At 71.4% G+C, this 13,366-nt stretch carries 9 protein-coding genes and 1 riboswitch; of the genes, 7 read left to right on the forward strand and 2 right to left on the reverse strand.

What is annotated here, in order from left to right; all coding sequences use genetic code 11:
• Window positions 1-6: 6 nt before the first annotated feature.
• Window positions 7-2,454, reverse strand: coding sequence for a DNA gyrase/topoisomerase IV subunit A (locus tag ACZ4S3_RS33900; RefSeq protein ID WP_467941467.1), 2,448 nt, complete (start codon window positions 2,452-2,454; stop codon window positions 7-9).
• A 365-nt stretch (window positions 2,455-2,819) separates the two neighbouring features.
• On the opposite strand from ACZ4S3_RS33900, the gene ACZ4S3_RS33905 reads away from it, so the two are divergent.
• From ACZ4S3_RS33905 to ACZ4S3_RS33920, 4 genes are all read left to right on the forward strand, one after another.
• Window positions 2,820-4,172 carry a M16 family metallopeptidase gene (locus tag ACZ4S3_RS33905; protein WP_467941560.1) on the forward strand — a complete coding sequence of 451 codons (1,353 nt, stop codon included), beginning with the start codon at window positions 2,820-2,822 and terminating at the stop codon, window positions 4,170-4,172.
• Window positions 4,173-4,210: 38 nt separating this feature from the next.
• A complete protein-coding gene (locus ACZ4S3_RS33910) occupies window positions 4,211-5,578 on the forward strand; it encodes a M16 family metallopeptidase (RefSeq protein WP_467941562.1) in 1,368 nt (455 codons plus the stop codon).
• A 215-nt stretch (window positions 5,579-5,793) separates the two neighbouring features.
• Window positions 5,794-5,949, forward strand: a riboswitch (cyclic di-AMP (ydaO/yuaA leader).
• 13 nt (window positions 5,950-5,962) lie between these two features.
• Window positions 5,963-6,763 (forward strand): M23 family metallopeptidase, encoded by an 801-nt coding sequence (locus ACZ4S3_RS33915; protein WP_467941469.1) that lies wholly within the window; start codon window positions 5,963-5,965, stop codon window positions 6,761-6,763.
• 205 nt (window positions 6,764-6,968) lie between these two features.
• The gene (locus ACZ4S3_RS33920) at window positions 6,969-7,658 is read left to right on the forward strand and encodes a GntR family transcriptional regulator (protein WP_467941473.1); all 690 of its coding nucleotides are present in this window, start codon (window positions 6,969-6,971) and stop codon (window positions 7,656-7,658) included.
• 424 nt (window positions 7,659-8,082) lie between these two features.
• Here ACZ4S3_RS33920 and ACZ4S3_RS33925 read toward each other — a convergent pair whose 3' ends face one another.
• Entirely contained in the window at window positions 8,083-8,364 is a 282-nt protein-coding gene (locus ACZ4S3_RS33925) for an HPr family phosphocarrier protein (RefSeq protein WP_467941477.1), read from the reverse strand.
• 136 nt (window positions 8,365-8,500) lie between these two features.
• Here ACZ4S3_RS33925 and ACZ4S3_RS33930 point away from each other — a divergent pair, with 136 nt between their 5' ends.
• From ACZ4S3_RS33930 to ACZ4S3_RS33940, 3 genes are read left to right on the forward strand one after another with little or no spacing between them, the layout of a single operon-like run.
• The gene (locus ACZ4S3_RS33930; RefSeq protein ID WP_467941479.1) at window positions 8,501-11,488 is read left to right on the forward strand and encodes a bifunctional acetate--CoA ligase family protein/GNAT family N-acetyltransferase; all 2,988 of its coding nucleotides are present in this window, start codon (window positions 8,501-8,503) and stop codon (window positions 11,486-11,488) included.
• 38 nt (window positions 11,489-11,526) lie between these two features.
• A complete protein-coding gene (locus ACZ4S3_RS33935) occupies window positions 11,527-12,120 on the forward strand; it encodes a DUF5998 family protein (protein ID WP_467941483.1) in 594 nt (197 codons plus the stop codon).
• Window positions 12,120-13,310 (forward strand): alkaline phosphatase family protein, encoded by a 1,191-nt coding sequence (locus ACZ4S3_RS33940; RefSeq protein WP_467941487.1) that lies wholly within the window; start codon window positions 12,120-12,122, stop codon window positions 13,308-13,310. Before ACZ4S3_RS33935 ends, ACZ4S3_RS33940 begins: the two co-directional genes overlap by 1 nt.
• Window positions 13,311-13,366: the final 56 nt, after the last annotated feature.

The following is a 13,366-nucleotide window of genomic DNA, read 5'->3' on the forward strand; positions in this document are numbered from 1 at the left end:
GCGCGTCTACACCGGCCCCGCCAGTGCCGCCAGCGGCTTGACCAGCGGCACACCCGAACCGTCACGGCGCGGATCCACCTCCGGCAGCTCCACCGGCGCGCCCTTGGCGTCCGCCGCCCGCACCGGTGCGGCTCCGGCCCACGCCATGGTCAGGCAGTCCTCGCCCTTCAGGAACCGCTGGCAGCGCACCCCACCGGTCGCCCGGCCCTTGCGCGGGTACTGATCGAACGGGGTGAGCTTGGCCGTGGCCACCGAGTCGTCCAGGGTGCCGTGCGAGCTGGCGACCGTGAACACCATGGCGTCGACGGCGGGATCGACCGCGGCGAACGCGATCACCTTCGCGCCCTCGCCCAGCTTGATGCCCGTCATGCCGCCCGCGGGCCGGCCCTGCGGCCGAACCTGCGACGCCTGATAGCGCAGCAGCTGTGCCTCGCTGGTGATGAAGACCAGGTCTTCGTCACCGGTGCGCAGCTCCACCGCGCCCACGATGCGGTCGCCGTCCTTGAGGGTGATGACCTCCAACTCCTCCTTGTTGGACGGATAGTCGGGCACCACGCGCTTGACAACGCCCTGTTCGGTGCCGAGCGCCAGGCCGGGCGAGGACTCGTCCAGGGTGGTGAGGCAGATGACCTCCTCGCCGTCCTGGAGGGTCAGGAACTCCGAGATCTGCGCGCCACCGGAGAGGCTGGGCGCCGCCGCGGTGTCCGGGAGCTGCGGCAGGTCGATCACCGAGATGCGCAGCAGCCGCCCGGTGGATGTCACCGTGCCGATCTCGCCCCGGGTCGTGGCCGGCACCGCCGAGACGATTGTGTCGTGCTTGACCCGCTTGGCCTCGGCGTCGAACGGCACCTCACCGGTGACCGTACGTGCCAGCAGGCCCGTCGAGGACAGCAGCACCCGGCACGGGTCGTCGGAGACCTGCAGCGGCACCGCGCCGACCGCGGGGCCCGCCGACTCCAGCAGCACCGTGCGCCGGTCCGTGCCGTACTTCTTGGCGACCGCGGCCAGCTCGCCGGACACCAGCTTGCGCAGCTCGGCGTCCGAGTCCAGGATCCGCGTCAGCTCCTCGATCTCCTCCTGCAGCCGGTCGCGCTCCGACTCCAGCTCGATGCGGTCGAACTTGGTCAGCCGGCGCAGCGGGGTGTCGAGGATGTACTGCGTCTGGATGTCGCTCAGGGAGAAGTGCTCGATCAGCCGCTCCTTGGCCTGGGCGCTGTTGTCGCTGGAGCGGATGAGGCGGATGACCTCGTCGATGTCCACCAGCGCCGTCAGCAGGCCCTCGACCAGGTGGAGGCGGTCGCGCCGCTTGCCGCGCCGGAATTCGCTGCGCCGGCGCACCACGTTGAAGCGGTGGTCGACATAGACCTCCAGCAGTTCCTTCAGGCCCAGCGTCAGCGGCTGGCCGTCGACCAGCGCGACGTTGTTGATGCCGAAGGACTCCTCCATCGGCGTGAGCTTGTAGAGCTGCTCCAGGACGGCCTCGGGGTTGAAGCCGTTCTTGACCTCGATGACCAGCCGCAGGCCGTGCTCGCGGTCGGTGAGGTCCTTGACGTCCGCGATGCCCTGCAGCTTCTTCGAGCCGACCAGGTCCTTGATCTTGGAGATGACCTTCTCGGGGCCGACGGTGAAGGGGAGTTCGGTGACGACCAGGCCCTTGCGGCGGGCCGATACGGTCTCCACGGTGACCGTGGCGCGGATCTTGAAGGTGCCGCGGCCCTTCTCGTACGCGTCCCGTACGCCGCTCAGGCCCACGATCCGGCCGCCGGTCGGCAGATCGGGACCCGGCACGAAGCGCATCAAGGTGTCGAGGTCGGCGTTGGGATGCTTGATCAGATGGCGGGCCGCGGCGATCACCTCGCCGAGGTTGTGCGGCGGCATGTTTGTCGCCATACCGACCGCGATGCCGGATGCGCCGTTCACCAGGAGATTGGGGTACGCGGCGGGGAGGACCACCGGCTCCTGTTCCTGGCCGTCGTAGTTCGGCGCGAAATCGACGGTGTCCTCGTCGATGGACTCCGTCATCAGGGACGTCGCCGAAGCCATCCGGCACTCGGTGTACCGCATCGCGGCGGGCGGGTCGTCATTGCCCAGCGAGCCGAAGTTGCCGTGGCCGTCCACCAGCGGCAGCCGCATCGAGAACGGCTGCGCCATACGCACCAGCGCGTCGTAGATGGACGCGTCGCCGTGCGGGTGGAGCTTGCCCATCACCTCGCCGATGACCCGGGCGCACTTGACGTACGAGCGCTCGGGACGCAGGCCCATCTCGTTCATCTGGTACAGAATGCGGCGGTGCACGGGCTTGAGACCGTCGCGGGCGTCCGGCAGGGCGCGGGAGTAGATGACCGAATACGCGTACTCGAGGAAGGAACCCTGCATCTCGTCGACGACGTCGATGTCGAGGATCCTCTCCTCGAAGTCGTCCGGCGGCGGGGTCTTCGTGCTGCGGCGGGCCATCGCGGCTGCGGCTCCTTCTGCTGCGTCTACTGCCGATGCGGGATCAACAATGTCGGGTCGGTCAACAATGCCGGGTCGGTCAACACTGCCGGGTCAACCGGAATTGCCGGTCGACCGGATGTCGGATCGGCCGGCCGGCGAATCGGTCAGCCTGCGGATCGACCCGTGAGTCTGCCTGAGTCTGACGCGCACCATTGTGGACCGCCCCACTGACAACGCCGACCGCGACTCCCCTTTCGGCTCCCCAGGCCGCCGGGCAGGCCCTCCGTACGGGTCCGCTCGTCCGGGAACTTCGCCAGATGTCGGCGCGCTTGCATACAGTGACAGAACTTCCTCGCAAGCGGATCGAAGGGACGTACATGCCCATGGGTCACACGGCCACAGAACGAGCCGGCTCCGGCGGCCTGACAGCGACCGAGCACCGGCTGGCCAACGGCCTGCGCGTGGTGCTCTCCGAAGACCACCTGACCCCGGTCGCAGCGGTATGCCTGTGGTACGACGTCGGCTCCCGCCACGAGGTCAAGGGCCGTACGGGCCTGGCTCACCTCTTCGAGCACCTCATGTTCCAGGGTTCCGGGCAGGTGAAGGGCAATGGCCACTTCGAGCTCGTACAGGGCGCCGGCGGATCGCTGAACGGCACCACGAGCTTCGAGCGCACCAACTACTTCGAGACCATGCCCGCCCATGAGCTGGAGCTCGCGCTCTGGCTGGAGGCGGACCGGATGGGCTCGCTGCTGACCGCGCTCGACGACGAGTCCATGGAGAACCAGCGCGACGTCGTCAAGAACGAGCGCCGCCAGCGCTACGACAACGTCCCCTACGGCACGGCCTTCGAGAAGCTGACGGCCATGGCGTACCCGGAGGGGCACCCGTACCACCACACGCCCATCGGGTCGATGGCCGATCTGGACGCGGCCTCTCTGGAGGACGCGCGGGCGTTCTTCCGTACCTACTACGCGCCCGGCAACGCCGTCCTGTCGATCGTCGGGGACATCGACGCCGAGCAGACGCTGGCCTGGGTGGAGAAGTACTTCGGCTCCATCCCCTCGCACGACGGCAAGCAGCCGCCGCGCGACGGCTCGCTGCCCGGCATCATCGGCACCGAGCTGCGTGAGGTCGTGGAGGAGGAGGTGCCCTCCCGCGCCCTGATGGCCGCCTACCGGCTGCCGCACGACGGCACCCGTGAGGCGGACGCCGCGGATCTCGCACTGACCGTCCTGGGCGGCGGCGAGTCCTCCCGGCTCTACAACCGCCTGGTGCGCCGCGACCGCAGTGCCGTTGCCGCCGGCTTCGGCCTGCTGCGGCTGGCCGGGGCGCCCTCGCTGGGGTGGCTGGACGTGAAGACCTCCGGTGGTGTGGAGGTCCCCGCCATCGAGAGCGCCGTCGACGAGGAGCTGGCCCGCTTCGCCGCCGAGGGGCCGACCCCCGAGGAGATGGAGCGCGCGCAGGCCCAGTTGGAGCGCGAATGGCTGGACCGCCTGGCCACGGTCAGCGGCCGCGCCGACGAACTGTGCCGCTTCGCCGTCCTGTTCGGCGACCCGCAGCTCGCGCTGACCGCCGTCCAGCGCGTCCTGGACATCACCGCCGAGGAGGTGCAGGAGGTCGCCAAGGCCCGGCTGCGCCCCGACAACCGCGCGGTGCTTGTGTACGAACCCACCGAGCCGACCGCTCCGGCCGATGCGGCCGCCGACACCGAGGACGAGGAGGGGGAGCGGTGAGCGACTCCACCACCCGCGCAGATTCCGCCGTGACCACCATGGACTTCCACCCCCAGCCCAAGGGCGGCGCACCCAAGCCCTGGGCATTCCCGGCCCCCGAGCGCTCTCAACTGGCCAATGGGCTCACCCTCCTGACCAGCCACCGCCCCGGCCAGCAGGTCGTCGCCGTCGAGATCAACCTCGTCGCGCCTCTGGAGGCCGAGCCCGAGGGCCTGGACGGTGTCGCCACGATCATGGCGCGCGCTCTGTCCGAGGGCACCGACAAGCATGACGCCGAGGAGTTCGCCGCTGAGCTGGAACGCTGCGGCGCCACCCTGGACGCGCACGCCGACCACCCCGGCCTGCGGGTCTCCCTCGAGGTGCCGGTTTCCCGGCTGCCCCGTGCGCTCGGCCTGCTCGCCGACGCGCTGCGCGCCCCCGCCTTCCCCGACAGCGAGATCGAGCGGCTGGTGCGCAACCGCCTCGACGAGATCCCGCACGAGCTCGCCAATCCGGCGCGGCGGGCCGCGATGGCGCTGTCCAAGGAGCTGTTCCCGGCCACTTCCCGGATGTCGCGGCCGCGCCAGGGCACCGAGGAGACCGTCGAGCGCATCGACGCCGCGGCGGTACGCGCCTTCTACGACGCCCATGTACGGCCCGCCACGGGCACCGCCGTGATCGTCGGCGACCTCACCGGCGTCGGCCTGGAGGCGGTGCTCTCCGACACCCTCGGTGCCTGGCGCGGTTCGACCGCCGAGCCGCTGAAGGCCTCGCCGATCACCGCCGACGACACCGGCCGCGTGGTGATCGTGGACCGCCCCGGAGCCGTCCAGACGCAGCTGCTGATCGGCCGTATCGGCGCCGACCGGCACGACCGGGTCTGGCCCGCCCAGGTGCTCGGCACGTACTGCCTGGGCGGCACCCTCACCTCCCGGCTGGACCGGGTCCTGCGTGAGGAGAAGGGCTACACCTACGGGGTGCGGGCCTTCGGCCAGGTGCTGCGCTCGTCCGCCGACGGGAGCGGCGCCGCGATGCTCGCCATCAGCGGCTCGGTGGACACCGCCTCCACCGAGCCGGCGCTGCAGGACCTCTGGAAGGTGCTGCGGACCCTTGCGGCAGAGGGGCTGACGGACGCCGAGCGGGACGTCGCCGTGCAGAACCTCGTCGGCGTCGCGCCGCTGAAGTACGAGACCGCGGCGGCCGTCGCGGGCACGCTGGCCGACCAGGTGGAGCAGCACCTCCCGGACGATTTCCAGGCCCAGTTGTACGCCCGCCTCGTGGAGACCGGGACGGTCGAGGCGACCGCGGCCGCCGTCAATGCCTTCCCCGTGGACCGTCTGGTGACGGTGCTGGTGGGTGACGCCGCCCAGATCGCCGAACCCGTCAAGGGGCTCGGCATCGGCACGGTGACGATCGTCAGCGGCTGAAGCCCCGCCGGCTGACTGCCGGTCATATATCGATAAAGCGGCTCCCGTGGTGCAGGTCCACCACGGGAGCCGCCGTATGTCCGGAATGGTGTGGCTGGTTGCCCGATGCCCCTGTGGCGTACGGCACAAAGAGCCGGTTCTGTTTGCCGATTGAAAGATGTCCCGATTAGCGTCGGTGCGGCTGTTCGTCACAACTCCGCCACAACAGTGGCACCGGACAGTCATCGCCGAGTCCCCGTACGGCGCGAGCCAGGGGAGCCGGGGACCCACACGTCCCCTGGGGTGAATCGGACCCCTCTCCGGAGGAGCCCGTAGGAGACCTTCCTGCTCCGAACCCGTCAGCTAACCCGGTAGGCGAGAAGGAAGGAAAGGACAAGCCACCACATGGCGTTCACCCGTGCTACCGGGAAGCATCGTGGTGCGAGCCGCACGGCTCGCAGGACCCGCAAGTTCGCAGGCGTGGCCACCCTCGCGGCCACCGGTGTCGTCGCCTCCGTGGCCTCGCCGGCGCTGGCCGCCACCAGCGAGGCACACGCCGAGGACACCGGTCTGCGGCAGGCCGTCGTGATGGGCGACGAGCTCGCCAGCCGCGTCGAGGCCCAGGCCGATGCGCAGCAGGCGGCCGCCGATGCCGCCGCCGCGCAGGCCAAGGCCGAGGCCGTGGCCAAGAAGGCCGCCGAAGAGGCCAAGCGGCTCGCCGAGGCAGCCAAGAAGAAGGCCAAGGCGGAACGGGAGGCGAAGGAGCGCGCGGCCCGCGACGCGGAGCGCAAGCGCCTGAACGCCTTTGTCGCCCCCGTCGCCGACTCCTACGTCTCCACCGGGTACAAGGCCTCCAGCAGCCTGTGGTCCTCCGGCAGCCACACCGGCATCGACTTCCACGCCGCCACCGGCACCTCCGTCCACGCCGTGGGCGCGGGCACCGTCGTCGAGGCCGGCTGGGGCGGCTCGTACGGCAACAACATCGTGATCAAGATGCACGACGGTACGTACACCCAGTACGGCCACCTGTCGTCCATCGGTGTCTCCGTCGGCCAGAGCGTCACCCCCGGCCAGCAGATAGCCCTCTCCGGCGCCACCGGCAACGCCACCGGCCCGCATCTGCACTTCGAGGCCCGCACCGGCCCCGACTACGGCTCGGACATCGACCCCATCGCGTATCTGCGCGCGCACGGCGTGAACGTCTGACGTCCGCACGCACTGGTGGAGCCCCGGTCATCGGCCGGGGCTTCCGTGTTTCCGGAGCGCGCCATGCGCCGGTCCGCCCGGCGCATGGCCAAAAAATATCCATGAATTTCCGGAGGCCGTCGGAAAAGCTGTCCCGGTCGAATAGAGTCACGGAAAACCCGCCGATCGGCGGCGTTTCCCGGGGATTACGGCGGAGGCGCAGACGATGCGAGGCCATCTTTCCGCGCATGCGGTGTGCACGGCGATTCGCGACGACATCATTTCCGGTGCGCTGGTGCCGGGCAGCCGGCTGATCGAGGAAATTCTCGCCGCCCGCTACGGCGTCTCCAGAGTCCCGGTCCGGGAGGCGCTGCGCACCCTGCAGTCCGAGGGCTTCGTCACCACCCGCCACCATGCGGGCGCCTGTGTCGCCGAGCCCACCGAGCAGGAAGCGGCCGATCTCCTGGACATCCGCGCCCTGTTGGAGCCCCTGGGTGCCGCCCGCGCCGCCGCCCGCCGCAGTCCCGCCCACCTCAAGGTGCTGCGCGGTCTGGTACGGCTCGGCCGTGACCGTGCCCGGCACGGTCACCCTGCGGACGTGCGCCAACTGGACGGCTGGTTCCACGAGACGCTCGCCCAGGCGGCCGGCAGCCCCAGCCTGACGTCGTTGCTCACCCAGCTACGGCGCAAGGTCGAGTGGATGTACACCGTGGAACTGCCCGCGCGGGCCACCGAGTCGTGGGACGAACACGGCGCGGTGCTGGACGCGGTGGCCCGGGGCGACGCGGAACGGGCCCGCGCCCTGATGGCGGCTCATATCGAGCGCTCCCTCCCGGTATACCGACTGCGCCGCCCCGCCGCGGCCGTGGTGAGCGATCCGAAACGGCCCGTCAACACGGCGCGCGCCCGTAATTAACATGGGGTCTGTATACAAAGAGGTGCGGAATAATTGCGGGGTGGGAGCGGGGAATTCTGCCCGGTGTTCGGGGTCCCATATTTCTTTCCGCGTTTCCATGTCCGGGTAATTCGCGACCCTGGATTTCGGTATGTCGCGCGGTGAATTTCCGTCCGAGCGGTCTGGTACTGCGAATCGTCCCCGCAACGAACCGTTCCAGAAGGAATCGCCCTACGAGGAATCGCCCCACGGCGAATGCTCAGGGAGCGGAACGGGACCGCAGCAAAGCCCCCCCCCGCAGCAACCCCCGCAACACCCCCCACAGCAAACGGCCCCGCGGCAGCGACCGTTTCCGGTCACTGCCGCGGGGCCGCGGCCAGAGGGGCCAGGGAAATCCTGACGGGCTCAGAACGAGTCAGAAGGACCCGGAAGGGCTCAGACGGCCTCAGACGGTCTCGGGGAGCTCGTCCAGGCCCTCGGCGACGAGCTTCGCCAGGCGGTCGAGCGCGGCCTCGGCGCCCTCGGCGTCGGAGGCCAGCACGATTTCCTCGCCACCCTGGGCGCCCAGACCCAGGACCGCGAGCATGGAGGCCGCGTTGACGGGGTTGCCGTCGGCCTTGGCGATCGTCATCGGGACGCCGGCCGCGGTGGCCGCACGGACGAAGATCGAGGCGGGGCGGGCGTGCAGGCCCTCGGCCCAGCCGACATTGACGCGGCGCTCAGCCATGGTGGTGCCCTTCAAGTCGCGTGACTGTTGTCTAGACCAGTCTCTCACGCTGCCAAGGGTGCTCGGCAGCCCTGGTTTGTGACCGAGCGTACGCATGCCGAGCCGGTTGTCAGTACCCCGCCGTACGCTTATCCGCATGCAGACGCAGCCGGATCACGCGTACCCCACCCACTGGGAAGCCGACGTGGTGCTGCGCGACGGCGGCACGGCGCGGATCCGTCCCATCACCGCCGATGACGCCGAGCGGCTGGTCTCCTTCTATGAACAGGTCTCGGACGAGTCGAAGTACTACCGCTTCTTCGCGCCCTACCCGCGGCTGTCCGACCGCGACGTCCACCGTTTCACCCACCACGACTACGTCGACCGGGTCGGCCTCGCCGCCACCGTGGGCGGCGAGTTCATCGCTACCGTCCGTTATGACCGGATCAACGACCAGGGCCTGCCCGCCAAGGACCCCGAGGACGACCAGGCCGAGGTCGCCTTCCTGGTCCAGGACGCCCACCAGGGCCGCGGCGTCGCCTCCGCCCTGCTGGAGCACATCGCCGCGGTGGCGCGCGAGCGCGGCATCCGCCGGTTCGCCGCCGAGGTGCTGCCCGCGAACATCAAGATGATCAAGGTTTTCACGGACGCCGGCTACACCCAGAAGCGCACCTTCGAAGACGGTGTGGTCCGGCTGGAATTCGACCTCGAGCCGACCGAGCAGTCCATGGCCGTGATGCGCGGGCGTGAGCAGCGCGCCGAGGCCCGTTCCGTCCAGCGGCTGCTCGCCCCGGGGTCGGTCGCCGTCATCGGGGCGGGCCGCGCTCCCGGAGGCGTCGGCCGTTCGGCCCTGCGCAATCTCCTCGACTCCGGCTTCACCGGCCGCGTCCACGCCGTCAACCACTCCTTCCCCGAGGGCATGGACCGCCTCGACCCCGAAGGCGTGCCCGCCGTCCGCTCGCTGCGGGAGATTCCCGACCCGGTCGATCTGGCGGTCATCGCCGTCCCCGCGGCCGGCGTCCCCGCCGTGGTCCGCGACTGCGGCGAGCACGGCGTTCAGGGCGTGCTGATCCTCTCCTCCGGATACGCCGAAGCGGGCCCCCAAGGCCGCGAGCGGCAGCGCGCCCTGCTCCGCCAGGCCCGCTCGTACGGCATGCGGCTCATCGGCCCCAATGCCTTCGGCATGATCAACACCGCCCCCGACGTGCGGCTGAACGCCTCACTGGCGCCCCGGATGCCCGGCGCGGGCCACATCGGCCTGTTCACCCAGTCCGGCGCGATCGGCATCGCCCTGCTCAGCGGCCTGCATGCGCGCGGCCCCGGTGACGGCGGCATCGCGGGCATCTCCGCCTTCGTCTCGGCCGGCAACCGCGCCGATGTCTCCGGCAACGACCTCCTCCAGTACTGGTACGAGGACCCGGACACCGACGTCGTGATCCTCTATCTGGAGTCCATCGGCAATCCCCGCAAGTTCGCCCGGCTCGCCCGCCGCACAGCCGCCGTCAAACCGGTCGTGGTCGCCAAGGGCGCCCGCCACAACGGCACCTCCCCGCTGGGCCACGCCGTGCCCACGGTCCGTATCCCCGACAGCACCGTCGCCGCCCTGATGAGGCAGGCCGGCGTCATCCGCGTCGATACGGTCACCGAGCTGATCGACGCCGGGCTGCTGCTCGCCTCCCAGCCGCTGCCGGCCGGCCCGCGCATCGCCATCCTGGGCAACTCCGAGTCGCTCGCCCTGCTGGCATACGACGCCTGCCTGACCGAGGGGCTGCGGCCGCTGCGCCCTCATGTGCTGGCGCCCACGGCGACACCGGACGACTTCCGGGCGGCGCTCGCCGAGTCGCTCGCGGCCGACGGCTGCGACGCCGTCGTCGTCACGGCCATCCCCTGGGTGGGCGAAGCGGCAGGCGCCGTTCCGGGCGCGAGCGAGGGCACCGCGCTCGCCACCGCCCTGCGCGCCGCGGCCGCGGCGCACCCGGCCAAGCCGGTGACGGTCGTCCACCTGGCGATGGACGACCTGGCCGAGACGCTGGCCGCACCGGGGGAGTCACCCGAGCCGCCGGCCCCGCCCCGGGACGAAACCCCGCACACCGCCCCGGCGCCGGCCGCCCCCGGCGCCCCCGACGGCGCCCCCACCCAGGCCCCGCCCCACCCCCCGCTTCCCCCGTACCCGCCCCGCCCCCCGCGCCCCCCGGCCCCACCCTCCTCCGCCCCGCAGACCCCCCGGGTGCCCGCCGCCCCAGCCCGCCCGCGCCCCGCGCCCATCCGTATCCCCGCCTATCCGGCCGCCGAGCGGGCCGTCCGCTCGCTCGCCGAAGCGGTCCGCTACGCCGCCTGGCGCCGGGATGCCGCCGAGCCGGGCCGGGTGCCGGAGTACGACGACATCCAGGAGACGACCGCCGGAGCCGACATCGAGCGACTGCTCGACCGCCACACCTCCGGTGTCACCGCGGGCCGCTCCGTGCGGCTGCCCGACGCCGACGCCGAAGCCCTCCTCGCCCGCTACGGCATCCACACCCGCCCCGCCCTGCCGGCCCCCGACCCCGACACCGCGGTCCGCGCCGCCGCCCGGCTCGGCTACCCGGTCGCCCTCAAGACCACCGCCCCCCACCTGCGGCACCGCGCCGACCTCGGCGGAGTCCGCCTGGACATCGCCGGCGAGCGCGAACTGCGCCGTACCTATGCCGAATTGACCGAATTCCTCGGCTCACCCGAAGAGCTGCGCCCGGTCGTCCAGGCGATGGTGCCGCGCGGCGTCGACACCGTCATCCGCGCCGCCATCGACCCGGCAGCCGGCGCCGTGCTCTCCTTCGGGCTGGCCGGCGCCCCCTCCCAGCTGCTCGGCGACATCGCCCACCGACTGATTCCGGCCACCGACCGCGATGTCGCCGACCAGATCCGGTCGATCCGCGCCGCCCCGCTCCTGTTCGGCTGGCGCGGCTCACAGCCGGTGGACACCACCGCGCTCGCCGAGCTGCTGCTGCGCGTCTCCCGGCTGGTCGACGATCACCCGGAGGTCGTCGGCGTCGACCTCGAACCGGCCGTCGTCGCACCGCACGGCCTCTCCGTCCTGGGAGCCGCCGTCCGCCTGGCCCGTCCCCCCGCCACCACCGACCTGGGCCCCCGCCGCCTGCCTGTCTACTGAGGCTCTCGCGGCGCGGTACGCCCCGTAAGATGGACCCCATGGCTAAGACCGGTACGACGACCCAGGGGCTGCGCGCGGCGATCGAGCGCAGTGGCTATTACCCGACCCTCGTTGCCGAGGCGGTGCAGGCCGCGGTGGGCGGCGAACCGGTCGTGTCGTACCTCGTCCATCAGGAGACGACCTTCGACGCCAACGAGGTCCGCCGCCATGTCACGGTCCTGGTCCTGACCGGCACCCGCTTCATCGTCAGCCACACCGACGAGCAGGCCGCCGACGCCACCAGTCCGTCGCCGTACGCCACCACCTCCACCGAGTCCGTCAAGCTCGGCCGGATCTCGTCGGTGGTTCTCAGCCGTGTGGTCGCCAACCCCGAGTCGTACACCCCCGGCCAGCTGCCCCGCGAGGTCGTCCTCACCATCGGCTGGGGCGCCGTCGCCCGCCTGGACCTGGAGCCCGCCGCCTGCGGCGACCCCAACTGCGAGGCGGACCACGGCTATACGGGTTCCTCCACCGCCGACGACCTGTCGCTGCGGGTCAGCGAGGCGGGCGACGGGCCGGACTCGGTCCGCGAGACGCTCACCTTCGCCCAGGCGCTCTCCGAGGCCACCGCGGCCACCACCAGTTCCCGCTGATGGTGTACACCGCCCCCGCCTGGCCCGAGCCGGCCCCCCTCGACCCGCTCACCGCCCCGGTACCGCAGTACGGCAGCGGCTCGCTCGCCGACCTGCTGCCCACCATCGTCGCCGGACAGGGGATGGGGGAGCTCGCCACCTCGATGGAACTGGCCCCCGCCGACCGGGCCTGCGTCTTCCTCATCGACGGCCTCGGCTGGGAACTGCTGCGCGCCCACCCGGAGGAGGCACCGTTCCTCGCCTCCCTCCTGGACACCTCGTTCAACGGCACCGGCCGCCCGCTCACCGCCGGCTTCCCCGCCACCACCGCCACGTCCCTCGCCTCGGTCGGCACCGGCCTGCCACCGGGCGCGCACGGCCTCGCCGGATACACCTGCGAGGACCCGGCCACCGGCGCGCTGATGAACCAGCTGCGCTGGCAGCCGTGGACCGACCCGTACGTCTGGCAGCCCCACCCGACCGTCTTCCAGCTGGCCGACGCCGCGGGCATCCACACCTGCCAGGTCTCCGCGCCGGACTTCGAGCACACCCCGCTCACCAAGGTGGCGCTCAGCGGCGGCACCTTCCACGGCCGGCTCTCCGGCGAGGAGCGGATGGACCTCGCCGCCGAGCAGCTCGCGGCCGGCGACCGCTCGCTGGTCTACACGTATTACTCCGAGGTCGACGGCAAGGGGCACCGCTACGGCGTCGACTCCGACGCCTGGCGCGGCCAGTTGATGTACGTCGACCGGCTTGCGCAGCGGCTGGCCGAGCAGCTCCCGCCGCGCTCCGCGCTCTACATCACCGCCGACCACGGCATGATCGACATCCCCTTCGGCCCCGAGTCCCGGATCGACTTCGACGAGGACTGGGAATTGAGCGCCGGCGTACGCCTGCTGGGCGGAGAGGGCCGGGCCCGGCATGTGTACGCGCATCCGGGCGCGGCCGGCGATGTGCTCGCCATCTGGCGCGAGGTGGTCGGCGAGCAGATGTGGGTCGCGAGCCGTGAAGAGGCCATCGCCGCCGGGTGGTTCGGCCCGCGGGTCGATGACCGGGTGCGCGGCCGGATCGGCGATGTGCTGGCGGTCGCGCACGCCGACATGGCGGTCATCGCGTCCGAACGCGAGCGGGGTGAGTCGGCGATGGTCGGGCTGCACGGCTCGATGACCCCGATGGAGCAGTTGGTGCCGCTCCTGGAAGTCCGTACCTGACCCGTCCGGTCCCTGGCCGCACGGCCTGTCCGTCCCCTCCCAACGAGCCCGAAAGG

Source organism: Streptomyces sp. NPDC028368 (assembly GCF_055565615.1).